Annotated in this window: 17 protein-coding genes; 9 read left to right on the forward strand and 8 right to left on the reverse strand. The window is 55.3% G+C overall.

Annotation, left to right across the window (positions count from 1 at the left end; genetic code table 11):
- Window positions 1–94 precede the first annotated feature (94 nt).
- Window positions 95–985, forward strand: coding sequence for an RAD55 family ATPase (locus Q31a_RS14045; RefSeq protein ID WP_145078813.1), 891 nt, complete (start codon window positions 95–97; stop codon window positions 983–985).
- A 7-nt stretch (window positions 986–992) separates the two neighbouring features.
- Here the strand turns inward: Q31a_RS14045 and Q31a_RS14050 are convergent, their stop codons facing one another.
- Together Q31a_RS14050 and Q31a_RS14055 are read right to left on the reverse strand one after the other, a co-directional pair.
- Window positions 993–1,859: a purine-nucleoside phosphorylase gene (locus Q31a_RS14050; RefSeq protein WP_145078816.1), complete on the reverse strand. Its 867-nt coding sequence runs from the start codon at window positions 1,857–1,859 to the stop codon at window positions 993–995.
- A gap of 2 nt (window positions 1,860–1,861) precedes the next feature.
- On the reverse strand, window positions 1,862–2,695 hold the full coding sequence (locus Q31a_RS14055) for a purine-nucleoside phosphorylase (protein ID WP_145078819.1): 834 nt from the start codon (window positions 2,693–2,695) through the stop codon (window positions 1,862–1,864).
- A gap of 292 nt (window positions 2,696–2,987) precedes the next feature.
- On the opposite strand from Q31a_RS14055, the gene Q31a_RS14060 reads away from it, so the two are divergent.
- Both Q31a_RS14060 and Q31a_RS14065 read left to right on the forward strand, forming a co-directional pair.
- The gene (locus tag Q31a_RS14060; protein WP_145078822.1) at window positions 2,988–4,025 is read left to right on the forward strand and encodes an aldo/keto reductase; all 1,038 of its coding nucleotides are present in this window, start codon (window positions 2,988–2,990) and stop codon (window positions 4,023–4,025) included.
- A 222-nt stretch (window positions 4,026–4,247) separates the two neighbouring features.
- Window positions 4,248–5,222, forward strand: a complete 975-nt coding sequence (locus Q31a_RS14065; RefSeq protein ID WP_145078825.1) for a UDP-glucuronic acid decarboxylase family protein — start codon at window positions 4,248–4,250, stop codon at window positions 5,220–5,222.
- Between the two features lie 101 nt (window positions 5,223–5,323).
- On the opposite strand, the gene Q31a_RS14070 is transcribed toward Q31a_RS14065, so the two are convergent.
- From Q31a_RS14070 to ltrA, 3 genes are all read right to left on the reverse strand, one after another.
- On the reverse strand, window positions 5,324–6,433 hold the full coding sequence (locus Q31a_RS14070; RefSeq protein ID WP_231691197.1) for a zinc-binding dehydrogenase: 1,110 nt from the start codon (window positions 6,431–6,433) through the stop codon (window positions 5,324–5,326).
- Between the two features lie 620 nt (window positions 6,434–7,053).
- Window positions 7,054–8,214 (reverse strand): hypothetical protein, encoded by a 1,161-nt coding sequence (locus Q31a_RS14075; protein WP_145078830.1) that lies wholly within the window; start codon window positions 8,212–8,214, stop codon window positions 7,054–7,056.
- A 637-nt stretch (window positions 8,215–8,851) separates the two neighbouring features.
- A complete protein-coding gene (ltrA, locus tag Q31a_RS14080; RefSeq protein ID WP_197355549.1) occupies window positions 8,852–10,036 on the reverse strand; it encodes a group II intron reverse transcriptase/maturase in 1,185 nt (394 codons plus the stop codon).
- A 1,554-nt stretch (window positions 10,037–11,590) separates the two neighbouring features.
- On the opposite strand from ltrA, the gene Q31a_RS14085 reads away from it, so the two are divergent.
- The 5 genes from Q31a_RS14085 (at window position 11,591) to uvrA (ending at window position 18,437) form a co-directional block, all read left to right on the forward strand.
- Window positions 11,591–11,992, forward strand: coding sequence for a response regulator (locus Q31a_RS14085; RefSeq protein WP_145078836.1), 402 nt, complete (start codon window positions 11,591–11,593; stop codon window positions 11,990–11,992).
- A 759-nt stretch (window positions 11,993–12,751) separates the two neighbouring features.
- Window positions 12,752–13,234, forward strand: a complete 483-nt coding sequence (locus Q31a_RS14090; protein WP_145078839.1) for a hypothetical protein — start codon at window positions 12,752–12,754, stop codon at window positions 13,232–13,234.
- A gap of 17 nt (window positions 13,235–13,251) precedes the next feature.
- Complete coding sequence (locus Q31a_RS14095; protein WP_145078842.1) at window positions 13,252–13,704, forward strand: response regulator; 453 nt, start codon at window positions 13,252–13,254, stop codon at window positions 13,702–13,704.
- 194 nt (window positions 13,705–13,898) lie between these two features.
- Window positions 13,899–15,518 (forward strand): citramalate synthase, encoded by a 1,620-nt coding sequence (gene cimA, locus Q31a_RS14100; protein WP_145078845.1) that lies wholly within the window; start codon window positions 13,899–13,901, stop codon window positions 15,516–15,518.
- A 75-nt stretch (window positions 15,519–15,593) separates the two neighbouring features.
- Complete coding sequence (uvrA, locus tag Q31a_RS14105; RefSeq protein ID WP_231691198.1) at window positions 15,594–18,437, forward strand: excinuclease ABC subunit UvrA; 2,844 nt, start codon at window positions 15,594–15,596, stop codon at window positions 18,435–18,437.
- 21 nt (window positions 18,438–18,458) lie between these two features.
- On the opposite strand, the gene Q31a_RS14110 is transcribed toward uvrA, so the two are convergent.
- The 3 genes from Q31a_RS14110 to Q31a_RS14120 all read right to left on the reverse strand — a co-directional run bounded on the left by Q31a_RS14110 (window position 18,459) and on the right by Q31a_RS14120 (window position 21,849).
- A complete protein-coding gene (locus Q31a_RS14110; protein ID WP_145078848.1) occupies window positions 18,459–19,355 on the reverse strand; it encodes an alpha/beta hydrolase in 897 nt (298 codons plus the stop codon).
- 325 nt (window positions 19,356–19,680) lie between these two features.
- On the reverse strand, window positions 19,681–20,937 hold the full coding sequence (locus tag Q31a_RS14115) for a PQQ-binding-like beta-propeller repeat protein (RefSeq protein WP_145078851.1): 1,257 nt from the start codon (window positions 20,935–20,937) through the stop codon (window positions 19,681–19,683).
- Window positions 20,938–21,066: 129 nt separating this feature from the next.
- The gene (locus Q31a_RS14120) at window positions 21,067–21,849 is read right to left on the reverse strand and encodes a 3-keto-disaccharide hydrolase (RefSeq protein ID WP_145078854.1); all 783 of its coding nucleotides are present in this window, start codon (window positions 21,847–21,849) and stop codon (window positions 21,067–21,069) included.
- A gap of 305 nt (window positions 21,850–22,154) precedes the next feature.
- On the opposite strand from Q31a_RS14120, the gene Q31a_RS14125 reads away from it, so the two are divergent.
- Complete coding sequence (locus tag Q31a_RS14125; RefSeq protein ID WP_145078857.1) at window positions 22,155–25,295, forward strand: PSD1 and planctomycete cytochrome C domain-containing protein; 3,141 nt, start codon at window positions 22,155–22,157, stop codon at window positions 25,293–25,295.
- Window positions 25,296–25,347 lie beyond the last annotated feature (52 nt).

A 25,347-nucleotide genomic window follows, 5' to 3' on the forward strand; every position in this document is an offset into this window, starting at 1 on the left:
GCCGCGTGGACGCGCGCTTAGTTCTGCGCGTTCATGCGGCGGTTGCAGCTTGAATTTTGCGTCCCCCCTTGATTCGTAAATGTACGATTCGTAAATGAACCAGGAGAATCCCTGCGTGGAAAAGCGTCTGAAAACCGGCATCCCCCAGCTCGATGAAGCACTTGGAGGCGGGCTGCTGCCAGGCTGCCTGACGATGATCGTTGGAGCGACGGGAGTTGGGAAAACACAACTGGGAATCCAGTTTAGCGAGGCTGGGTTGGCCCAAGAGGGCTCCCGTGGCGCGGTCATCGATCTGTCGAGTCGAGGTGACTCTCAAAATCACGTGGGCTACGCCCAACGACTCTTCAGCGTTGACCTGAGTGTGGGGAACCTGAAGGAGGAAGTCGCCTGCCCCTTCGGTGTCGAGCGGCCCAGCGACCTGTTGTCCTTTTTGGGCTATGGTGGGAGACGTGTTCTACGGAGTCAGATGGACGACGACCAATGGCACGCCTGGCAATCGGAATTGAACCGGCGTACACCTCAGCTATTTAAGTATGTCTACTCACACCTTACGCACGGTACCAGGCGGTTTATCGTCGACGGGATTGAACCGCAGGTTTCCGCGTCGGACTCCTTGCAACTCGATTTGCTCGAACTCATCTACCACCGCATGCTGCGTCAAGAGCACGATTGGTTAGCCCGAGAAGTACTGCGAGAGAACTACCGCGAGTGGGAGTCGAAGGTTGCACAGCATGCATTCGATCACCAGGCATCTTCAGCGGTCGTCTTGGTCACCACCAAGCAAACCATGCTGGAGCAGTTGATGACCGATCCGCTTGCAGACGGCGATCTGCTGGCCGGCGCCAATACGATCATCATGCTGGGGCGGCAGTTGAAGGAAGGGGTGATGACGCGGGCGCTGTACGTCGCAAAGCACCGTGGTAGCTACGCGGATCAACGAATTATTCCGTTTGAAATCACGGAGCAAGGTGTCCGCCTTCCCTAGGCGACATCTAATCGGGCTGGCCAGCCATGTCCTGTAAGAGATCCTCGAGAATATCCATGAGCCGTGGCCCCGCCTCGTTGCCCAGGTCAACGACTTCCGAGTGCGAAGTTGACTGTGGGATGTCGGTCGAGGCCACATTGGTAATGACCGAAAACCCCAGCACTTGCATGCTTAGCTCGCGAGCGGTTAGGACTTCAGGCACAGTGCTCATTCCAACCGCATCCGCACCCAGTTGGCGAAACATGCGGTACTCGCCACGCGTCTCGTAGGTCGGCCCTAGGGTGGCTAGGTAGGTGCCTTGGTGCAGCGTGATGTCTTTTCGACGGGCGATGGAGTTGGCGTGGTGGATAAGCCCAAAATCATACGGGCATTTTCCGCGAAGCGGCGGTGTTGGTCGTACATGGGGCTTGCCCCATTGTTGTCGATTCCACAGGAAATCAATATGGCTATCAATCGCCATTAGATCCCCTTTCTGAAAGCGCGTGTTGAGGCCGCCTGCCGCATTGGTCACGATGAGAGTCGTCGCTCCCAGTGCGTGCAAGCAACGGATGGGGAAGCGGACGTGCAGGTTCGAGAATCCCTCGTAGCGATGGGCTCTTCCCTGCATGAGCACGACCGGGACGCCTGCTAGGAAACCGAGAATCAATTGTCCAGCGTGACCGACGGCATGCGTGCGGGGAAATCCGGGGATCTCACTATAGGGCAGGGCGGTGGGATGGGTCAGCCTGGTTGCCAAGTCCCCGAGGCCACTGCCAAGTACGATGGCCACTCGCGGCTGAAAAATTCGCTTTGCGAAAACTCTGTCTCGCGCTTCAGCGACGAGCGCGGTGAGCTTTGCTGGAGACAGGGACAGTAGATCTAGTTCGTTCCCCACGCTTACTGTCTGGCCGCTTCGTACTGAAGAATTCCGGTCACAAGTGTTCTGAGTTTGGGCTCAGCCGCGCCAGCGGTGGCAATGATCTTGGAAACATCGGCCGGTTCGAGCGCGTCGGGCAGGCACATGTCCGTGACGACGGAAAGCCCTACGGTGCGGAGTCCACAGTGGACGGCCACCACGACTTCGGGGACGGTCGACATGCCCACCAAGTCCGCGCCGACAGCTCTCAGGAAACGGTACTCCGCGCGAGTCTCGAGATTAGGGCCAGCAACCGCTACAAACACTCCCTTGTGGGCAATGATGTTCTCGCGTCGTGCGATGGCAAGTGTCTCGTCGATCAATTGAGCATCGTAAGGCTGACACATGTCTGGGAAGCGAGGGCCCAACCGATCATCATTGATGCCAATGAGCGGATTGTCTCCCATCAGATTGATGTGATCTTCGATCACGACGATATCGCCGGATTGAAAATAGGGATTCATTCCGCCAGATGCATTGGAGACGATCAGCAGCTCCGCCCCCATCGCTTTCATCACTCGTACCGGCAGCGTTATCTGCTTGAGTGGATAACCCTCGTACATATGAAAACGGCCTTCCATGGCCATAATGGGCAACCCGCAAAGGTTGCCGCACACCAGCCGTCCACGGTGGCTAGTCGCTGTGGATTTGGGGAAGTGAGGAATGGCTTCGTATTCAATGGAAGCCTCCACTTCGATTTGTTCGACCAATGGCCCCAAGCCAGTTCCCAGGATAATGCCAGCGTGTGGCTGTCGATCCCATTGCTTGCGGATAAAACGACAAGCATCTTCGATCTGGTTGTACAGTTCCAGCATGTGTGATTCAGGGATGAAGCAGAGTGGACGAATCTGTAAAACAGTGCATCGCCGGGGCGTTCATGATGAGACGACTCTTGCGAGCAATGACAAGGGGCAACGCCCGTAGCCTAAATCAACTCCAGTCGTTGATGAGGACTCAGTGCTTGAGCGTTGAATTCGCATTAAAGCATGTTGCCGGTGGTTGCACAACATGACGACAAATGGCATTTTTTAAGTTGCGGCAATTCGCAGCACATTCCATTCAGTATACGCTTTATGTTTCCAATATTTCGTAGTGAAGAAAAATTCTATGCAGCGCAGACGACTAGGCGAAAGCGGACTTTCCGTTACCGATATTTGTATGGGCACCATGACTTTCGGAAGTCAGTGCGATGAGATGCTTTCGATGCAAATACTCGACCGCGCACATGACGCTGGTATCGACTTTTATGACGCGGCCGAAATCTACCCAGTCCCGCCCTTAGAAGAAACCGTCGGTCGTACCGAAGAGATTGTGGGTAAGTGGTTGCAGGGAAAACAACGCGAGCATCTCTTGATTGCGACCAAGGTTACCGGCGCGGGACATGGCTGGTTTGCTCCACCAGTGCGGGGTGGGCGGACCGCCTTGGATGCAAGGCACATCCGCTGTGCGGTCGAAGATAGTCTACGGCGATTGCAAACCGACTACATCGACTTGTACCAAACGCATTGGCCCGATCATCAGATGCGGTATGAGGACACGCTCGACGCGTTGTCCAGACTGGTGGATGAGGGAAAAGTGCGCGCGATCGGATGCAGCAATGAAACCAGCTGGGGGTTGATGAAGAGCCTGTGGGCTGCCGAGCAACATGGCACCCGCCGCTACGATACCGTTCAAAATAACTTCAGCCTGATCAATCGCCGCTGTGAGAGTGAATTGGCGCAGGTTTGTCGTAGAGAGAAGGTTAGCTTGCTCCCCTATTCACCCCTGGGCGGTGGCGTCTTGAGCGGCAAGTATAACAATAGCTTGCCCGAGGGAGGACGGTTTACCGAGTACCTCCGCAGCGGTGGCGAACGGCAAAAGTCGATGGCCATGCGTTTCGTGAACGAAAGGTCGATCGAAACTACCCGCCGACTGGCTACCATCGCTGAGGATATTGGGGTCTCGCTCGTGGCCTTGGCCGTTGCTTGGAGTCGTCAGCACGACTTCGTTGCGTCAACCATTATTGGCGCTACCTCCGTAACGCAGCTCGAAGAGTCTCTGCAAGCGGTCGACTTAATCCTCGACCAAGAAACTCTGGCACGGATCGACGCCATCGACGTGGATATTCCCTGCCCATTGCGCGAAGATGGCCTGCGCAGGCTGTAGGTTTTGTCGAATCGGTCGGCGGCATCGCCCACTTGACATAAGCAAGTCCCGTGTGCAACACGGGCCGGGCGGTGACTCGCGGGCAACACCATAGCAGCGGGCAGTGCGATATGGATGGCAATAGAAATGCATCGGCCCTAGAATAACTCCCGTGGAGTCGCCACTCGTCATGGCCGCGCTCCCATTTAGAATTGCTCTTCCCCTTCAAGCAGAAATGAATACATGGCGACGATCAAACGGATTTTGGTGACTGGCGGTGCGGGCTTTCTAGGCTCGCACATGTGCGAACGCCTCGTCGCTGATGGGCATGATGTAATTTGTCTTGACAATTTCTTCACCAGTCAGAAATCGAACGTGGTTCATCTCCTGGGCGCACCCAATTTCGAGTTGATTCGGCATGACATCACACTGCCTATCTTTTTAGAAGTGGATGAGGTCTATCACATGGCCTGCCCTGCAGCTCCGGGGCATTACCAATTCAATCCCATCAAGACGATTAAGACCAGTGTGGTAGGCTCGATCAATATGCTGGGGCTTGCCAAGCGGTGTGGCGCTCGGATCCTGCTCGCCAGCACGTCTGAGGTCTATGGTGATCCGGAAGTCCACCCACAAACGGAAGATTATCGGGGCAATGTCAATCCGATCGGTCCACGCGCTTGCTACGACGAGGGAAAGCGGGCTGCCGAAACACTCTTCATGGATTATCACCGAATGAACAAAGTTGATATTCGCATCATCCGAATCTTCAACACATTCGGCCCTCGCATGCACCCCTACGACGGACGCGTCGTTTCGAACTTTATTCGTCAAGCCTTAACTGGAAACGACATCACGCTCTTCGGAGATGGGCAACAGACGCGCTCATTTTGCTATCGGGATGATTTGGTCGAGGGGGTTTTTCGCATGATGAATTGCGAAGATAATTTCATCGGTCCCGTAAACATCGGCAATCCAGGGGAGTTTACGATTCGAGAACTCGCGGAGCTGGTGATTGAACTGACAGGGGCGAAGGTAAAACTTATTCACAAGCCTCTGCCTGCTGATGATCCCACCCGCCGTAAACCCGATATCTCCCTCGCCAAAGCGAAGCTGAACTGGCAACCCACCATCACCTTGCGTGAGGGGCTTAAGAGTACGATTGACTGGTTCAAGTCCATTGACCTCAGCCATTATCGGCCGCCAACACCTAACTTCTAAGGTGCCCGGCTGGCTGGGGACAGAGGCGTTGCAGTCCGCCCAGCCATGAATGCCGGTTGCGCGATGCAGCAGGGTGTCTAGTGGGATAGTTCAGGTAAAGCCTAGCTGGGCTTGAGTACCGACTTCACTACTTCGCCTCGATGCATTTTCTCGAACGCCGTATGCCACTCGGCGATGGGCCAAACTCCCCCGATGATGGGTTGGACATCCAACTGGCCCGAAGAAAGCATGGCGATGACGCGTTCCCAAATAGGCCAATTGTGACTGAAGCTTCCCTGGAGCTTGACGTTCTTTTGCACCAAGGGGTCTAGGTTAAAACCGAGTGGTTGCGGGCCCCAGCCGACTTTGCTGATCCAGCCAGCCGGGCGGACTACATCCATAGCAATTTGCAAGGTGACGCTGGCACCGGCGGCATCGATAACACCGTCACATCCCAGTCCATCTCGCTCCAACGCCCAGGGCTTTACATCTCCAACAATGGCTTCGCAACCGTATTGCTTGGCAATTTCCAAGCGATGGCGATCGCTCTCCAGCCCGACTAAAGCCACTTCTGCCCCACACAGTCGGGCCATCGCTGCGCACAGGATACCAATGGTGCCAGGCCCCAACACGACGACGCGATCCCCGGGTTCGATCCGCGCATTGCGAACAACGGCGTTGTACGCCACGCAGCAGGGTTCGGTGAGGCAGGCGTGTTCCATTGCCAAGCGATCCGGCACGGCATGCAAAATCCGCGACGGGACGCACACGAACTCGGTCATCGCTCCATTGACCCCATAACCGAATCCCTTGCGGGTCGGGTCAAGGTTGTAAAGGCCACGTCGCGACATTGGACTTTGGGGATCAATGATCGCTGCCGTTTCGCTAACGACACGGTCCCCTTCCTGCCATCCCTGCACGTTGGCTCCGACTTCCGCAATGTGCCCGCCGAACTCGTGCCCAAGCACAACCGGATAGTTGACCGGCCACGAGTGATCGGCCGTCCATTGATGAAGATCGCTACCGCAAACGCCTACGTTGGCCACCTTGAGCAACACGTCATCCGCACCAATGGTCGGGCGGTCCACTTCTCGAATCTCCACGCATCCTTTTTCAGGTGCGTAATTTACGACGGCTGCAGATTTCATAGGTTTATCTCGGGCTGGAGCATCGACGATGCGGGAAGTGGCGGAGGATGTCTGGTGATCTGTCCAGAAAAGTGGACAGGACATTGTCACCTGTCCAGGAGGACAATCAAGCCCGCTGCTCCAAGAAATCTTTTCAGAGACTCATCCCGTATTCCCACCTCGCCGCGACGAATCGAGAGAGAGGGGGGGAAGAGACAAAGTGCAGGTCTATAAAAGACCGGGGACAGTTGTCCTGGTCTCGAACCCGCAAACCGGAATGGGGCGAGCTGACGCAACCTGCCGCCACACGTTTTACCGGTATTGCAGCCCTCCGCACAACAACTGTCCGCAATCGCAACCCGCCGCGTAAGCAAGGACAGGTGGCTGCCGCTAAAGGACAATTGCGGACGCCACCTCCAAGCTGAGATCTAGCTTCACCTTAAAACAACCCTCTGCACAACGACAGTCCGCAATCGCCACACGCTGCATGAGCAAGGCCGGATGCAATGTCGCTACTATTCGATTCAGAGTGCGGTTTCTGCCTTGGGGTTGAGAATGCAAGCAGATCAACGAGCCCTGCCACGGAGGGCCGCGATCTGCCAGGACTGCATGCGAGTATCCTGGGTTCGCAATTGCCAGAAGCCTGTTCGTGCGTAGGTGAACAGGCTTCTGGAGCGGTGAGAAATGTGGCTCGCAGGGCAACGCAATCTTATCTTACGCAGATCTTATTCCTGAGGCAGAGTCTGTCCGTTGAGCACGGGAGCTTCCACGGCGGCCTCAACAGCGCCTTCGGCAGTCGTAGCCTGAGTCGACGACGAACCCTGCGTGGAGGATTCGAGATTTGCTCGAGATGATGCACTGCCTTCCGACGCAGAACCATCTACCTGAGCTTCGCCTTGCACCTTGTTGTTCAGCGCTGCATCGCTTTCATCTGCCTGCTGATTCCGCTGAGCCGCTTCTGCTTGGACGTCGGAACGGGCCGCATTCTCTGCTGGGGCCTGCGCGGCGCCACGTTTCTCGTCGACTACGGAAGTGGCGGAAGAGCCAGCGTTGGATTGGTCAGAAGTATCTAAGTTGTTTTGTGGATAGCTTCCGTATGCGGCGCGGTGATCTCCAGCCATTCCTGATGATTGCGGAGTGGCGGCTTGCGGAGCGGTACCCTCGTTAACTTGCGCATCGAAGTAAACGCGGCAGCCGGCTACGCATATGAATTCACGTCCGTACGCGTCATGCTGCAAGCGGTATACTGGACCGTTGCGGTAAGCGGAGCCGCTTTGCGATCCCATGTTTGATGGGGTGCTCATGGGCCTCTGCGACCATCCAGTGGAACTGTTGCCCGTCGGTGCATTGCTCCCGGAGAGGGCATTCGCGTTTGAATCGCTCGATGGTGGGTTGCTGGGGGAGAGTGCCGCGTTTGCAGATGCTTGGGTTCGCCCGTTGAGGTTGTTGGCAGCTGCCGCGTTGTTCGATTGCTGAACGTTCGCGTTAGCCGCAGCATTGTTCGGCGACTGCAGACTGGATTCTGCCGCAGTGTTTAAATTGTTGCGGTTCCCCAGACCCTGTGTATCCGCCTCCGCCCTCAATTGGCCACTAGTTGTCGCGTTTGCCGAGCCCGCTTGAGTGGAGACACTGTCTTGAGTATTGACGCTTGCGGTCCCGTTGCTGTTGCCATTGAGCTGAGCAGAGGAACTCGATCGCGATTCAAGGGATTGTGTAGCCACCGGAGCTGGGCTGGGATTCGGTACACTGGCCTCGAGTCCCGATTGCGAATTTCCTATTACCCTTGCTGGATTGCTAGGAGAGGAAAGCGGCTGCTGTGCGAAGGATGCGGAGCACGTCGCGGTGGCTGCTCCAAGGACTACTGCACTGTACAAATTGAATCTCATGGATTTGTTTCTCCGTGAAATGAGGTAGATGGTGACCGAACCGCAACTTCCAGATCGCGTCGAGGCTCAGCCGTTGAGATGGTCTGGGTAGACAAGGCAAAGGGCATGCCAATCGTTCAAATTCGGAGAGATACTGGCGGAAGCACTGCGGCTTGAGTGATCGCACGCCAGCCGCTTGTTCGCCAGACGCGCAGGCTGCGTTCTCAGAAAGTTGGCGAGACCAACTTTCGCGATCGAGCGATTCGATCCTGGACCTCAATGTGCAGCGGTCAACGCAGATTTCGGTGCTTTGCCACCTTGAATGCTGGCCGAGAGGTCGGAGTAGGGGGGATGGGCCGTGATAGATTTCGGGGGGCGATTGCCGGCCCTATACGGGCTGTTGATTTAATCGCAATTTGAATTGTAATGCGGAGGTAGCATCCTTAATTGCCTTGTAGCGGAGGTTGTCTTTCCTTACTCAGTGGGTAAGGCGGAGGCTGGCACGATTGCCAGCCACCACCTCCCCGTTGTCGCGATGGGGGCGTTTCCCCATATTTACCGTCGTGCGTCTTTCTCGCAACGGGCGCCCCCCTTCTCATTGCCTCTGCGGTGTAACCCGGCCTCCATTCTGGAGTTGGTCGCGGTAGAGGAGTTCGATTCATGAGCGTCCCATGGTTGTTGCAGTAAAGCTAAGCAGTTCCAGGAGCCCAAGCCGTTTTAGAAAAACTCGTTTCTTCATTCGGTAGTTGTCGTTAACACTTTTCCGTTTGAATTTCATGCAGCGGACTCGCATTCGAATCCACTTGTCTAGCTGCTGAAACAGAAAGACACATGTTGAGAATTCCGTGGCGAAGTAGTTCGCCGTTCCTCGAATGACTTGGTTCAGTTTCTCGATCGCGGTACCGTTCAGGTTATGGTGGCGTCGGGTTATCTCCTGGACCTTGGTCTTGAATTTCTCCACTGACTTGGTTCGCATCGTTCGCGACAGCCGAGAGAGTCGAAACCCCAGGAAGTCATAACCTTTCCCGTAGCTTGTGATCTTCGTTTTCTCAGGACTCAATGAGAGCCCAAGTTCTGTCATTATGGATTGAACCAGCGTCAGTGCTGCTGTAGCCTCAGCCTTGTTCTGGCAGGTAACCACGAAGTCGTCCGCATATCGCACGAAGCGGTATCCGGCTTGTTCGAGTTGCCAATCGAGCTTGTTAAGCACAATATTTGCCAGCAGCGGGCTGATGACACCGCCTTGTGGGGTGCCGATCGTGGTGGGGCTGAAGACTCCATTCTCCATGACACCGGCTGCGAGAAATCGTTCGATTAAGTCAAGGATATTGCCGTCGGCTACCTCCGCTGCGACTGCCTGAACAATCAGTTTGTGCGGGATGTTATCGAAGAAGCCGGAGATGTCAGCATCGAGAACGATGTTGTATCCTGCTTGATGATGTTCCAACACTTTCCGGATTGCTTGGTGGCATCCTCGCTTTGGACGAAACCCGAAGGAGCTATCGTGAAACAGTGGCTCGAAGATCGGTTCGAGAAGTCGCCGAACGACCTCTTGTGCGATCCGATCCCGGACAGCCGGAATACCAAGCGGACGAAACTTTGTTTGTGAAGCATCTTTGGCGATCCACTTCCGACGCAGGGGCTTAGAGACGAAGGTACCTCTCGTCTTTAAGTCTTTCATCAGAGCGGCTAGATTGTCATCGAGGTTTTCCTCGAACATGGCAATGCTAACCTTGTCGATGCCAGCAGCTCCACGGTTCCGCTTGACAGCTTTGAATGCCTCCCGCATCATTCGGTCGTCAATGCGTCCGGTGAGCGAGTGAACTTTCTGCTTTTTGGCCATGAGGCCATCCTCTCTTGAATGAACTGTCATCTTTGGCGTTGGATCACTGGCCGTCGTTTCTTAGTCGCTTGCTCGTTGTCTGAGCAGCAGGGCTCAGCTACCTCATTTGGTGAGGCTCTCACTCGCGGACTAGCTTGCGGCATCTATCGTAGCGTTGGAGATGATCTAAGTTAGGTTTTTCCTTTCGCTGATATACCCAGCTACTTCGGATCTGCTTCGATCCCTTGAACCGCCTAGGGTCACCCCTGGGCAGTCCCCGGTTTACCGGCAAGACATCAATCGGACTGGATGGAGCGTCGTGCGTCCTACGTCTTGTTCCTCTCGCGTGGCCTCGGCTTTCACTGGAAGCTTATACGTTGGCTTTCCAAGCCTATGTTGCTTGGACGAGTTGGGACCTCACCGGTCAAGTCGCGAACCATTTTCTCGAGGTGAAACCACCAAGCACCGTGACGTTTGAACGACAGCTAGCCGTACATGCTGTCGCCCGACGATCGATTCGAGCGATCGTCATGCTTCACCGAAGCGTGGTGGCTGGCACTCCGCCTGGGCCGAATCGTGATTCCTCCCCAAGTCTTGTTCCTTGGCTCCTTCGCTGTCATATTTATTCTGACACTAGCTGCTTACCTCCATTTCTGAAGTTCGGGGAACAAGTTCTGAACCAGTACGGACCAGCTCAGGTAGGATTTGGCAGTCATTTCTGATTGCCTCACCGTTTATTGCCTGCTGACTTTTGTCGGCAGGCGACTAAGTTCGCGAGCTCTGCGGCTCGCGCACGCAGCGGGTTACCATTTCAACATCCCGTATAGCCTGGCGGAGCGGTCCGTCTGAGGATGACGCTACCTTTCAATCCAGCGGTGGTTTGAGTCCATCCGCGAACGCGGGGTCGCGCTCCGGCTTCATCGCTGGCGAGGAGGTAGACAGAATGCTCGCGGTACGGCGCTCTCTAACGGCAGCCGCCAAAACGCCGCCATAACTTTGGTACATAAGTGCATTTGACCGAGGGATGACCCTGCGTGCAGAGCTCGACCGTCGCCCGGCGTCTTCTTCGGCTTGTTCAAAAATTGGCTCGTCAAAAAGCAGGAATCCGTGGTGAGCAATTTGTGGTGAACAATCTAGGGGCGGGCGAGCACTGCCGTGCCGGTTGACGGTTAGGCGGGCTGCCTGACGGTTAGGACTGGATACGGTCCTAACTCCACAATTCTTGATCGCTGTGGTCCGGCTATTGAGGTGATGTCGTGAAGCTTGGACGCTGAGGAAGCCGCGGCCTAACACCTGCAACCAGATTGAACCGGGCAAAACCGGGGACATGCGGCGAGGGATCCCCCCGCGAGAATTGTCAATTGCTTCTGGAGGGGTGGGTGGTGTCCGTGAGTGGTGGGGTTGATGTTCATGCTAATGGACTGTTCTCCTGCCACCGAAGGTTGTAGATTATACCCCTAAGCCAGAGCTGTTAAGCCTGCCGAGTCCTTTTGCTGCTGTAGTGAGCTACGCTGCTACGGAAACACCCTGTCTTACCTAATGCGCCCAAAGTAGTTTACGAGAAGCAAGAGTTTCATGGTTCCAGCAGAACAGACTTCGCTCCGTCGAGTCTTGATAGTCGATGATGATCGCCACTTTCTTCGGGCAGTGGAACTCTACCTCGCCTCTGACTTACAACTTGTCTTAGCAAGCTCTGGAGAAGCCGCACTCGAGGTACTGGACACGCAGAGCTTCGACGTTGTGGTTAGCGACATGAACATGTCCGGGATCAGCGGAGTTGAATTCATCAAACAAGCTCGCCAGGTAGCACCCGCGACGATCTATATGCTGTTGACCGCCAGTCGTGACAGCAGCATCGCCATTCAGGCGTTCAATGAGGCGGGAATCTACATGATGGTCAGCAAGCCTTGTGACCTGAAAGATTTAAGGGAGTGTATTTTTGCTGCGGGCAACGAGTACGATAAGCAAGTTGGTTGAGGAGCGGAAGCTGCCAGCTTGCCAGCATGCTGGGCGCGTTCGAGCCCCCTCTTGGAACCTGACCTGGCTACGTGGGGCGTCTGCTGCCGGATGCAGTCTGAAGATGCAGTGAGGATTCAATCATGGATGAATCAACTGTTCCAGACGCCGCTTCACGGCTTGTCGAAATAGCAATCCGCTGCATGAGCAAGCGAGGTTGGACGCCGCGACTCGCGAATTCATGGCACGCTCTCATCGTTCACAGCGAAATTGCTCTCAATTTATCAAGCTTTATCGAGCCGTTCAGACTGCGGGACGTTGAATAACCGGCTGATTTAAGTGGACGCCGGGGTGGGGCAGGACGCGAACTTCCCGATATCGAGCTGCAAAGCCGGCCGTCTCAAGTTGCCCCCGCCCGATTGCTTCAGCCTACTTCGTGTTACCGAGTTGCATCTCATTGCGTTTGAGGAGGGGAAGTTAGGCGAAAACCTGAGGAATGAAGCCTAGTGGCGGAAAGTGGAGCATCGTACAGCAAGGGATCCAGGCAGGGCGGCACAGTGAGGCGAGTGCTGACGGCTATTTCGCCTGTGTCCGCTGAAAGGGGGGGGCTTGAGGTCGCGGCAGCGGTCTGCTGGGAGGTGAGTTTCTGCGAGGTGTAGCATGCCAGGGGGGAATCAACTACAATTGAGCCACCTCCATTGATGCTCATCGGTGCACTTTTCTCTTCTTATCTACCTGCACGGGGTTGATGTAAGCCACTCTACCTTCAAGGAGCCTCCCATGTCGACTTTGTCTTCCAGTAAGCAGACGACGATTGTCAACGCAGCTTTTCTGCAAGAGGTTAAGGATTCGAATTATGAGTTGTGGGCTACCTTGCACGAATTGCGTGAGTTGGTAGAGACCAATGAAACGGGAGATTCTTGCAGAAAATTCGTCCTCAGCCTCGAACATCTTCGCGATAGCTTGGCTCTTGAATTTTCGTTGGAGGAAACCTACGGATACATAACGGGCGCGAGAGTCTTGAGGACTGACGCAACCGGCGACGCGGAATGCACGCGACGACAGCATGGCGCACTGTATTTGCAACTACAAGAGATATGTGAACAAGCCGAGGAAGCGGAATACCGCGGTACCATCGCGCGTGACTTAGCCGAATTGATGGAGGCCTATGCGGCCTTCGACAGTTCGTTTCTAGCTCATGAAGCGTTAGAGGCCCGTGTCATTGACGCTAGTCTTGGTAAGTCGATCGAACAATTTGAGTAGAAGGTTGAGGTTACTTCATGGTGCTTGTTGCTCCAGAAAAAACGGGACAGGCTCTCGAGTTGATGCTAGTTGAAGACAGCTTGCTCGACGCGCGTTTAACGATAGAGTCCCTGCGTCGTTGCGGAATCCATCATCGTTTGTCCCTGTTCCGCGATGGTGCTGAGGCGATCGAATTCTTGTATAAACGTGGGGTCTTCAGCCTGGCTCCTGTACCGGATGTCATCCTGTTGGATCTATTCCTTCCGGATACCGATGGAGTTTCATTCTTAAGGCAGTTGCGCACCGACGGCAAGTTGATGCACTTGCCGGTTGTTGTATTGACGAGCAGTGACGATGGATCGGATCAGCGGCAATGTGAGGAGTTGGGAGTCAGCAGCTATATTCGCAAGCCGTTCAATGAAGATAAATTCCTCAGCGTAATCCGGCGCCTGAAGGGCCTTTCGCTTTCCATTGAATCGGCCGTTTCTTAAGGGCAGCAAGCGGGGGAGCCCGGTAAAGTAAGTGTCGGGGCTGGTTGACATTTTGACGCCCGTTCATTAGTTTTCATAGCCTAAAATCAACTCGCACGCAGACATCGCATAACCCCTGGAGCTCACTCGCTGCAGGGGTTTTTTACTAGACGCTTTAATTGTTATTGGCTCACGCTAGATCCAAGGATAGCTTGATGGTTCGGTCTATCGCAATCTACGACACCACCTTACGGGACGGCACTCAAGGTGAGGGCGTTAGTTTTTCGCTCCAGGACAAGCTCAATATTTGCGAACGCTTGGCTGAGATCGGTATTGACTATATCGAAGGGGGCTATCCGCTATCGAATGAGAAGGATGTCGCATTTTTTCAACAAGCGCAGAAGCTTAGCCTGGGAAAGAGTCTGGTGTGTGCGTTCGGCATGACGCGGCGGAGGGGCATGGCCGCCGCAGACGACCCAGGGATGCAAGCGATGGCCAAGGCTGGGACGCCGGTTTGCACCATCGTGGGGAAGTCTTGGGATTTTCAGGTCACCGATATCCTAGGTGTCTCTCTTCCCGAGAACTTAGAGATGATTGGCGATAGCATCGAGTTTCTCGGGCGCGGTTGCGAAATGATCTATGATGCTGAGCATTTTTTTGATGGCTACAAGGCCAATCCGAGCTATGCCTTGCAGACGCTAACGGCCGCAGCCAGTGCCGGAGCCAAATGGCTGGTCTTGTGCGATACCAATGGTGGCTCGCTCCCCAATGAAATCGCTGACATTGTGCAAGCGACGCTGCAAGCAGTGCAGGGATACGATGTGCAATTAGCAATTCACTGCCATAACGACGGTGACTTGGCGACTGCTAACTCATTGGCCGCGATCGATGCTGGATGTGCACAAGTCCAGGGAACGATCAATGGCATTGGAGAGCGTTGTGGCAATGCGGATCTCATCGCTGTCATGGCCAATCTGGGACTCAAGCGGACCGGTTTCGAACTTTTAGGGGGACGCTCCCTGGAACCGCTGACGGAACTATCACGCTATGTGTACGAGACGGCGAACCTCCAGCTCCGCAATAGCCAGCCGTTTGTTGGACAAAGTGCCTTTGCCCACAAGGGCGGAATGCATGTGCATGCTGTCAACAAAGCAGCGCACACCTACGAACACCTCAACCCATCTCTGGTTGGCAACGAGCGCCGCATTTTGGTGAGTGAACTATCGGGGCGTTCCAATATTGTCGCTCTTACATCCAAACATAATATTGCTTCAGATCGCGCCTTGATGGATAAGATCTTGGCGGAAGTGGTTCGACAGGAGAATCTTGGTTATCAATACGAAGCAGCGGAGGCCTCGTTTGACCTGCTCGTGCGCCGCTGCGCCGGCACGTTCTCCCCGCATTTTGAGACGATCAAGTACCGTGTTGTCGCCGGGGATCGCGATGCTTCAACCGGCTGTGCGTTCGCTGAAGCAATCATCAAAATTCGAGCTGGTGAGCATGAGTTTTTCGATGCTGCTGAAGGGCAAGGACCGGTGAATGCTCTGGACGCTGCCCTGCGGAAATGCTTGGGAGGCGTGTTCCCCGAACTAGAACAGATGCATCTGCTAGATTACAAAGTTCGCGTGGTGAACGGTGATGCGGGCACCGCCGCGCGAATTCGAGTGAGTATCGAAAGCTCGGATCACAAGCACATGTGGGGCACCATCGGAGTGAGCGAGAATATTATCGAGGCCAGTTGGCTCGCCCTAATTGATGCGGTGGAATACAAGCTGTTGATGCACGAAGGCAAGCTCAAACCGAGCGAGCAGCAAGCTGTCGCAACTCCCGCCTAGAGCATTCATCCACAGGTCCACGGAAGTTCCGCGCCGTGATCGACACTCCTCGGCGGCAATTGAGCACGTGTTAAGATGGCAGCGAAGAAGATGGCAGCCGACCAGAGAGAGTTGAAATCCCTTAAGGTTTCAGGAGCCCGGGTCCACAATCTGAAGGACGTTTCTCTTGAGATACCTCACAACCAACTCACCGTACTGACCGGCGTCAGTGGTAGCGGTAAGAGCTCGCTGGCATTCGATACGATCTATGCGGAGGGGCAACGCCAATATGTTGAGAGCCTCTCAACCTACGCGCGACAATTCCTCAATCAAATGCAACGCGCCGACGTCGATGCAATTGACGGTCTGCAACCCACCCTTTGCATCGATCAGCGGGTCGGTGTCGCCAATCCGCGCAGCACCGTCGCTACCATTACGGAAATCTACGATTACCTGCGCCTGCTCATGGCTCGCGTCGGCACGCCTCATTGTTTCACGTGTGGTAGTCCCATTGAGCAGCGGTCTCCAGACGCCATCGCGCAACAGCTTTTCGAGCTCGAAGAGGGGACTAAGCTGGTAATGCTGGCCCCCGTGGTGCGCGGCCGAAAGGGGGCGCATCGCGACGCCTTGTCTGCGATCCAGAAAGCGGGGCTCGTGCGCGTGCGCATCGATGGTGAAGTCTACGAGATTGACGATACACCGCAATTGTCACAGCGCAAAAACCATACGATCGAAGCGGTTGTCGATAAGATCGTCATCCGGCCGAATGGGCTGACGAGGATCTTGGAATCGCTGCAAGTTGCCTTGAAGCTGGCCGGCGGACTGGTCGCGGTTCGGTACATCACCCCCCCGATGGTCGATGCGCAGGTCAGTGAGGACCAATGGAAGGAGGAATTGTTCAGCACGCGGTATTCCTGCGCTCAATGTGGCGCGAGTTACGAAGAGATCGAGCCTCGCACATTCAGCTTTAACAGCCCCTACGGCGCTTGTCCGGCGTGCAGTGGTCTGGGACGCGCCAATCAATTTGATGCAGAGCTGGTGGTTCGCGATTGGTCTGTTTCACCAGCCGCAGGTGCATTTGCGATCCTAGAGAATGCTCAGGGGAAGCTCAAACGCGATCTGAAAAAGCGTCTCCAAAAATTGGTCGTTTCCACTGGCAGGCAGTGGGACCAGCCCTTGAAGTTGGTGAAAGCCGGGCAGCGCGTGGCGTTCATGGAGGGGAGCGGGAATCTAGCCGGCTTGCGATCCGTGCTGGACGAATTCTACGCCGCCAGTGATGCGGAAACTCAGAGTTGGTTGAGCGGTTATCAGGATGCCCTTGCTTGCCCGGCTTGCGGGGGAGCACGCCTCAGACCGGAGGCGCTGAGCGTGCTTTTGGCTGGAAAGTCGATGTTTGATATCACATCGATGAGTATTGGCGAAGGGTTGGAATGGCTCGACGGTCTACAGGTTCCGCCGGACAAGCAGCAAATTGCCCAACCCATCTTGAATGAGATGCTGCACCGCTTTCGGTTCCTCGTGAAAGTTGGCGTCAACTATCTGACGTTGGGTCGTTCCGCGGACACGCTCAGCGGCGGCGAATTGCAACGCGTTCGGCTAGCCACCTGCATTGGTAGTGGACTGGTGGGGGTTTGCTATATCCTGGATGAACCGTCAATTGGTTTGCATCAACGGGACAACGACCGGCTCATTGAATCGTTGCGAAGTCTGCAAGCAGAAGGCAATACCGTGGTGGTCGTCGAGCATGACGAATCGATGATGCGTACCGCAGACTTTTTGGTCGATATGGGGCCCGGCGCGGGAAAGCAAGGGGGCGAAATTGTCGTGGCGGGTACTCCTTTGCAAGTCGAGCAAGATCGAGACTCCCTAACAGCAGCCTACCTGCGTGGAGACCGAACCGTGTTCGAGAGTCGGGAGCCTGCCGTTCGAGCTCCGCGGGGCAAGTTGCGATTGGAAGCCGCTACTCTGCACAATCTCCAAAATGTCACCGTGGAAGTGCCGTTGGGATTGTTGGTTGGAGTTACTGGGGTCAGCGGAAGCGGCAAGAGTTCGCTCTTTGGAGAAACACTGATCCCCGCGCTGTCGCGAGCTCTTGGGCAATCGACACTCGCCAAACCTGGGCCCTTCCGAAAACTCCGAGGGGCGGAGGCTGTTGATAAATTGGTGGAGATTACCCAATCACCCATCGGACGTTCGCCACGCAGTACTCCAGCAACGTATTGTGGGGTCTTTGATTTGATCCGCACTGTCTGGGCGAATACCCGTGAGTCCAAGCAACGTGGTTTCACGCTCAGCCGATTTAGCTTCAATTCGGGAAGCGGCCGCTGCGCTCAGTGCCAAGGGCAGGGGCAAGAAAAGATCGAAATGAATTTCTTAGCCGATCTCTATGTGCCATGCTCGGTGTGCAACGGACTGCGTTTCAATCGGCAAACCCTAGCCGTGCGTTATCGTGATAAGTCCATTGCCGATGTGCTGGCGATGAGCGTCGATGAGGCGTTGGGGTTCTTCGAGAACTTCTCCAAAATCAGTCGCCTGCTAGGAAGCCTTGAGCAGGTCGGACTGGGATATCTTACTCTGGGACAGAGTTCCAATACGCTGAGCGGCGGCGAGTCGCAACGGATCAAACTAGCAACCGAGCTCGCACGCCCCGAGACAGGGCAGACTGTGTATTTTCTGGATGAGCCGACCACCGGCTTGCACTTTGAAGATGTTCGACGACTCTTGAGCGTCCTCAACGGTCTCGTCGAACGCGGCAACTCGGTCATCGTGATCGAACACAATCTGGATGTGATTCAGGCCTGCGACTGGTTGATTGATATTGGCCCCGAGGGGGGCAGCGAGGGTGGAAATATTGTTGCCGCTGGACCACCCGCGACACTTCACCAAAATCCCGCGAGTATCACTGGACGCTATCTGAATCCAGCCACACTCGCTGAGTGAGTTCCTGAGGATTGGGGATAATCAATGCTGGTGGAACGACTGAGAGACGAACTCCAGGACGTTCGGCAGCGATTGACGCCAATAGGTCCAGTTGTGTGCCCCTTCCCGCACTCGATACTCATGAGGAATCTGCTTTTTCCGCATGGCAATATGCAGCATAGAATTCCCTTCATACAAAAAGTCATCATCACCGCAGTCGATAAACCAGCGGACCGATTCACGCTGGTCATCGGGTAGCTGATTGACCAGTTCCACAGCGCTGTGCTGTTGGAAGTAGTCCTCGATCTGTTGATCGCTAAGCGGTTCTTGGCTTTCAGTAGCTGAGTCGCCTCGTCGTGAGGAACGCGTGTAGCGGCGTTTAGCGTCTTCGAGCGTCAACGGCCCAGTGCTGGCGCTGAGTGGGCAAGCAGCGGAAAATAGTTCGGGATGATGAAGTGCGTACATCAGGGTGCCTCCGCCGCCCATGGAGAGTCCGGCGATTGCGCGATACCGTTTCTCTTGTCGGATTCGATACTTCATCTCAACGTGCGGCATCAGCTCTTCGAAAAAGAAGTCCTCGTAACGCCAGTCGCCGCGGATGTCGTTGAAGTAGCCTTTGCGCCCTGTATCACCATCCGGCATGATGATCACCAGCGAAGTTGCCGTTCCGTTAGCGATCGCTTGGTCGGCGATATGTTGCACTTCTCCAAACTGAATCCAGCCGGACTGATCATCACCGCTACCGTGCAACAAATAGAGGACGGGATAGGAGCGTTTGGACGAATCGTACCCGGGAGGTAAGTAGACCGCATAGTTGCGTTCGCCTCCCAAAATGTCACTCTGCATCGTGACCACGTCTTGAACTTGGCTCGACTGCGCCAGCAGAAGATTGGGAATTGCAAGGGTAATTAGCGGTAACCAGAGCCACGATTTAGGCATGATGTGCTACTTTTCATGAAAGGAGTTTCAAGATGATAATTCGAAATTGTAACCCGCCGCGCGATGGGGAGTCGATCGAACTACGTTTTCAATTGTTCCGCGCAAACAGCACTCGAAGGTGCGGCTTAGCGGCATGATTCACGGCTGTGCCCACGCAGCTAGTTTGCGGGTGCGCTGCGCCGCAAGCCTCTTGGTCAACGGCGTAGAATCGGACGCCTGCACGCTGCGGCTGACGGAATTCGCAAGCAGCAGCGGCGTCGGTAGGTATCAAGGCAGTGGGCAGTGGGCGTATGGGTGGTGCCCCGGCAGCTACTCCTTGAGCCCGCTATTTCTTGAGGTCGTAGCACCAGACCGATCCGACATCGCGAATGAGGAGTTTCCCGTCGGCGATGATGGGATACGTCCAGGCCTTTGCTGTGCCGTGATCAGGAGCATTGGGAGGGGGAAAGCGTCCCAATTCTTGGTATCCATCGCTGGAGGCTGCAACCATGGCAACTTCATTGCTATCCCCATGAAGGTAGAGTTTGCCATCGGCGTAGCACAGTGAACTACTGCCAATGCTACGATCTTGCCACTGGATATCTCCGGTGGCGAAATCGATGCACATGAGGGTTGAGCCGGACGAACCATAGAGCTTGCCATCGACAAGCACACTGCCGCCCATTCCGGACGGCATCGCTTTTGCAAAATAGACTTCTTGCGGATCTGATGCATTGGCAGATAGTTCAATCAACCCACCTCCCACGCGGCTTGCCGCCGTATAGATGAATGTGTTGGATGCCACTGGAGTTTGGACGTTGGCTTGCTTGTCGGCGGTTCGATCGTAACGCCACAGCAGCGCACCGGTTTTTGCGTTCAGACCTAAGGTCCCCTTGGAGAGGAACAGGACGTACTGCTTAGTGCCATGGATGTTCGCGATGATGGGGGAAGAGTAACTCGCTTCATCCCCCTGCTCAATCTGAGCATTCCAGATAACTGCCCCATCCTTTTTTTGGAGAGCGACCACCGTGGCCTCGGAGCCTCCGGGGGAGCAGATGAGAGCGTCGCCATCGATAAGCGGCGATTCGGAGTAGGCCCAGGCGCCGGGCTTGCCGCCCAGGTCCCCTGGCAGACTCTTGGACCAGTTGATCGTGCCTGATTGGCTATCGAGACAGACCAAGTTGCCGCCCGATGCGAGTGCGTATACGGACTCTCCATCGACCGTTGGCGTAGAGCGGGTGCCCGGGTATTGAGGTCCTCTGTTTTCGCCTACCTCGCCGATGCGTGTTGCCCAAAGACGCTTGCCGTCCCGCAGCGAGAGCGCGACCAACTGTTCCTGCTTGCCATCGGAACTGCAAAGTAAATAGACGATCCCGTTGGCTGCCGAAGGAGTTGAATAGCCGTTGCCCAAGTCGTTGGCTCGCCACAGGAGCGTTGGCCCCTCTGCTGGCCATCGATCCAATAAACCCGTAGCTGGGGATTTGCCGTCGCGCTCTGCACCTCGCCACTGAGGCCAGTCCTGTGCAAAGCCGATGGGGATTGTCGCAACACACAACGAGACCGCCCACGAGAGGGCGGATAGGGATCTTCGGCTTGGTATCATTAAAAACACTCCATTGAGAGAAGTTGAAATGGGCAAGTTGCCGGCTGAGGCAGAGTGGGATGGCGGACTGGACCCATACGCCGAGCAAAACCATTGACGACGAAACGTTCCAGCTATATTGCAGCGCGACTACTTCTTAAAATCGGTGTCGGGTTGCTTAAGGTCGATTTCTTGAATCCAAACATTCCGATAGCGGACGTCATGGCCTTCGGCTTGCAACTTGATTCCTCCTGGAGTGTCCGTAATTCCCAATCCTTGTTCATCGTTGTCACCGTTGAGGCCTGAGTTGGGACCACCCCAGACTCGCAGGATCGGCACGTTTTCGTGGACCTTGACACCGTTAAAGTAGAGCGTGACCAGCGCCTGTTCGGTGCGTTTGTCATTCTCAAAACGAGCCGCGCGGAATGTCACATCGTAGGCATTCCACTTTCCTAGACCGTTGTAGACCTCGTAGGGGGCGGCCTTCTCATTGATCACCGCTGCCATCCCGTGTGCCGTATCGTCGCCGTCAAGAATCTGGATTTCATGGCGATTCTGTAGATAGACTCCGCTATTACCTCCAGGCTTAGCAATTAAGAATTCAACGTGCAGTCGAAAGTCACGGAATTTCTGTTTCGTAACGATATCTGCGGCGCCGAATTTTCCACCAGCGGCTGCTGGGTCGTCCGTCATAATTGCCGTACTACCATCGACGGGGTCGGGAACGACTTTCCACTTGATGGGCAGAGAACTTGCAAACCTTGGACCTTCCCAATAGGTCCATTTTTCATCGAGCATTTCTCGACTTCCATCCAGCAGGATTTCTGCACCATCGATGGGGGTGGCGCCGACGCCTATTTCCGCAAAAACGGCGCGCGAGGAGAAAAGAAACAGCGCCGCGATGGCTGTGAGCTTGAGGGCATGAAAGGGCATGGGGGATCTCGGGAGGGGCGGATAACTAGTAAATACGGTCGGTAGGGTGGGGCGGCAAGCAACTTTTGCGGCTCGCCGGAATTCGAATATACAGGAAACGAGAGCTCGAAGCAGCCTGTTTGGGTTACAATACAGATTAGTCCCCGCCACCCAGAATCCGGTATCGCCGAGATCCCAACGCGACTCGGACGTCGGCCCCGAACGCTCGGGGAGACGAAGCCGTCCGCGCCAACCTCGCGCCCAGCCGGCTTATTGATGCCCACCATTTCTCCCGCCAATTTCTTCTGCCGTACGGCGCTCCAATTATGATGTCGAAAACTTACGCCCTTGGCTGTTTGGTTTTGTTTCAGGTCCTGTGCGTCGATCTAGGTGGACGTATGCAGGCAGGCGAAGTGGCCTTCGAGCGCGACATTCGCCCCATTTTGAGTTCCGCTTGCTTCCGCTGCCACGGTTTTGACGAAGAGACTAGGCAGGCCGATTTGCGTCTCGATACTGCCGAGGGTGCACCTGATGTATTCGGGATCTCAGACCTGGAGGCGAATCAACTGTGGCTGCGGATCAATTCCACCGACGACGACGAGGTCATGCCTCCTCCCTCCGAATCGCATCAGTTGACCAGCGAACAGAAAGAGATGATTCGCCGGTGGATCGAACAAGGAGCTGAGTACAAGGGGCATTGGGCGTTTGAGCCCATTCGAACTCCTGCGGTGCCTGATGTATCCGAAAGTTACGGAGATTGGCAGGCAAGCCCCATCGATCGCTTCTTGCTACGAAAGCTCACCGCGCGTGGGCTCGCACCACAGCCGCAAGCGGACAAGGAAACCTTGATCCGCCGGGTCGCCTTCACCTTGACTGGCTTGCCCCCGACTCTGGCTGAAGTCGACCGTTTTGTATTCGACAATTCCGATGCTGCCTACGATAAGATGGTCGCACGCTATCTTGATTCGGCGCAGTTCGGTGAGGAAATGGCCGTGCATTGGCTCGACCTGGCGCGTTACGGAGACACCCACGGCTTGCACTTGGATAACATTCGAGATATCTGGGCCTACCGGGATTGGGTTGTCAACGCGTTCAATCGCAATCACTCCTTCAAGGATTTTACGATTGACCAATTGGCAGGAGACCTGTTGCCCTCACCGACTAGGGAGCAAATCATTGCCACGGGTTTCAATCGCTGCAATGTTACAACCGGTGAAGGGGGGGCGATTGCGGATGAGTTCCTGTATCGCTATGCCGTCGAGCGCGCGAGTACCACATTCCAAACTTGGTTGGGACTGACCGGCGGTTGTGCGGTCTGTCATGACCATAAATATGACCCTATCTCTGCCAACGAGTTCTATTCCTTCTATGCATTTTTCTACAGCGCTGCGGATCCGGCCATGGATGGCAACCTCAGCAATACGCCGCCGTTCCTTTCGCTAGCTACCGACGAGCAACAGCAGCAATTGCAGACACTAAAGACTCTGCGGGATGAAGCTGACGCAAAGTTGCAAGAGTTGGCCGCTACTCAAGCAGCGCAGTGGGATGAATGGTTAGTCTGGAAGAACGCATCGGCTACTCCCTCCCCAATTTTTGACATCTGGCTCGATGACGAATTGCCACTGGGCTCGAGTGGCTCTAATACCTCGCGAAATGCTGAAGAGTGGATAACGAACGGCACTATCGACGTGCCGGTGGGCGCGAGAGCTCTGAAGCAGGCCTTTGGGGATCACTTTACGCAGAGAATTACTGGTGGACTGATTCCGCGCGTCATTCCGCAGTCGGGCACGTTGGAGTTCTGGTTAAGAGTCGATGAGCTGCATGTTCCACAAGTGGTCTGGATTGACCTGGCTACGTCTGCAGGGAATCGGCAGGTTGCTCTTGGCGACGTTGGTGTGTTGGGCGGTGATTTCGAGGGACGCAACAAGCTGCGTTTGGGAGATTTGCCCCCCCCAGGAACTTGGCAGAAGTTCGAGGTGGCTGCTGAGCAAATCGGGTTGGAGGTCGGTGCCTCAGTCGACAGCTTCGTGCTTGGGCAGTTCGGAGGGATCGTATTTTGGGATGGAATTGGGGTGCGTGGGACCGCCGCTGCCGCCAACGATCCGCGGAGTGAGCTTAGCAGTTGGCAAGCCTATGCCAAAGGGAAAGCCATTCCAATGATTCCCTCGCCGGTGGCGTCGGTGCTAAAAGACCCACCAGGTGAAGGAGCGACCGTCAGCGAAGGAGACCTATTCCAGGTTCGAACCCAGTTCTTAAAACACATTGCCCGTCAAGTGCCAGTGGAACTCGCGCGAGCTCGACTGGATTGGTTGCGTATCTCAAATGCCTTGAGTTCGCTGCAGGACTCAATTCCGGTGACCTTGGTTTACGGCGAGTTAGAGACTCCGCGACAAGCCCATGTGATGACGCGTGGACAGTACGATGCGCCGGCCGAAGCGGTTGAACCCGCGACGCTCAGCTGTTTACCACCGCTCCAATTGCCGGAAGGACAAGAGCGGCTGACGCGGCTTGACTTAGCCAGATGGCTCGTTCGAGAGGATCATCCTCTGACGGCTCGAGTGACCGTAAATCGATTCTGGCAGCAAGTGTTTGGAATCGGTTTGGTGGAGACAAGTGACGACTTTGGTACCCAGGGAGCCCCGCCGAGTCACCCCGAGTTGCTTGACTGGTTGGCCGCCGATTTTCGAGATTCCAACTGGGATGTGAAGCGTTTGATGGGGCAACTCGTGAGGACGGCTGCTTTCAAGCAGCAGTCGCTCAGCCACTCGCAGAATTTAGAGTTGGATCCCAAGAATCGCCTGCTAGCGCGAGGCCCACGGATACGGCTGTCGGCCGAACAGATCCGCGATCTTTCGCTCGCTTCGAGTGGGCTCATCAACCTGCGCATGGGGGGCCGAGGATTTTTGACTTATCAACCTGCCAATATCTGGGAGCCGGTTGGATACGGAAATAGCAATACTCGCTACTACATGCGAGATAGCGGTGATGCTATCTACCGACGCAGTCTCTACGGATTCATCAAACGCACCGCACCACCGCCGTTCCTGAGCAACTTTGATGCACCGAACCGGGAAGTCTATTGCTCGCGGCGCGAACGCAGCAACACACCGTTGCAGGCTCTGCAACTGATGAATGATGTGCAACACGTGGAAGCGGCCCGCGTGCTCGCCGAACGCGTTCTTACCGATTCCACCGTTAACGGTGGCTTCGATAGCGAGTCGGCGCGCATCGATTTGATGTTTCGGATTGTGCTCAGCCGCTACCCAGACGCATTTGAGAGGTCCGCCCTGTCGCAAGCATTGTCGGGATTTTCGAAGCGTTATGAGAACGATCCGTCGGCTGCGGTGGAGTTGTTGAAGGTGGGACAATCCTCTGTCTCGCCCGCCATCGAATCGCAACAGCTCGCCGCCTACACTCTGCTGGCGAATCTCATTTTGAATTTGGACGAAGCCGTCACACGCAATTGATTTAGCACCACAACTGGCGTTTCCTTAATAGATCACTCTACCGTAGCAGTCC

The organism is Aureliella helgolandensis (assembly GCF_007752135.1).
GTDB classification, from domain to species: Bacteria; Planctomycetota; Planctomycetia; order Pirellulales; family Pirellulaceae; genus Aureliella; species Aureliella helgolandensis.

Bases quoted from the DNA above. Each gene is read 5' to 3' on its own strand.
- Q31a_RS14045 (WP_145078813.1), top strand. From the start codon at position 95: ATGAACCAGGAGAATCCCTGCGTGGAAAAGCGTCTGAAAACCGGCATC.
- Q31a_RS14065 (WP_145078825.1), top strand. From the start codon at position 4,248: ATGGCGACGATCAAACGGATTTTGGTGACTGGCGGTGCGGGCTTTCTA.
- uvrA (WP_231691198.1), top strand. From the start codon at position 15,594: ATGGCAGCGAAGAAGATGGCAGCCGACCAGAGAGAGTTGAAATCCCTT.
- cimA (WP_145078845.1), top strand. From the start codon at position 13,899: ATGGTTCGGTCTATCGCAATCTACGACACCACCTTACGGGACGGCACT.
- Q31a_RS14060 (WP_145078822.1), top strand. From the start codon at position 2,988: ATGCAGCGCAGACGACTAGGCGAAAGCGGACTTTCCGTTACCGATATT.
- ltrA (WP_197355549.1), bottom strand. From the start codon at position 10,036: ATGGCCAAAAAGCAGAAAGTTCACTCGCTCACCGGACGCATTGACGAC.
- Q31a_RS14115 (WP_145078851.1), bottom strand. From the start codon at position 20,937: ATGATACCAAGCCGAAGATCCCTATCCGCCCTCTCGTGGGCGGTCTCG.
- Q31a_RS14110 (WP_145078848.1), bottom strand. From the start codon at position 19,355: ATGCCTAAATCGTGGCTCTGGTTACCGCTAATTACCCTTGCAATTCCC.
- Q31a_RS14085 (WP_145078836.1), top strand. From the start codon at position 11,591: ATGGTTCCAGCAGAACAGACTTCGCTCCGTCGAGTCTTGATAGTCGAT.
- Q31a_RS14090 (WP_145078839.1), top strand. From the start codon at position 12,752: ATGTCGACTTTGTCTTCCAGTAAGCAGACGACGATTGTCAACGCAGCT.
- Q31a_RS14125 (WP_145078857.1), top strand. From the start codon at position 22,155: ATGATGTCGAAAACTTACGCCCTTGGCTGTTTGGTTTTGTTTCAGGTC.
- Q31a_RS14075 (WP_145078830.1), bottom strand. From the start codon at position 8,214: ATGAGATTCAATTTGTACAGTGCAGTAGTCCTTGGAGCAGCCACCGCG.
- Q31a_RS14120 (WP_145078854.1), bottom strand. From the start codon at position 21,849: ATGCCCTTTCATGCCCTCAAGCTCACAGCCATCGCGGCGCTGTTTCTT.
- Q31a_RS14095 (WP_145078842.1), top strand. From the start codon at position 13,252: ATGGTGCTTGTTGCTCCAGAAAAAACGGGACAGGCTCTCGAGTTGATG.
- Q31a_RS14055 (WP_145078819.1), bottom strand. From the start codon at position 2,695: ATGCTGGAACTGTACAACCAGATCGAAGATGCTTGTCGTTTTATCCGC.
- Q31a_RS14070 (WP_231691197.1), bottom strand. From the start codon at position 6,433: ATGTCCTGTCCACTTTTCTGGACAGATCACCAGACATCCTCCGCCACT.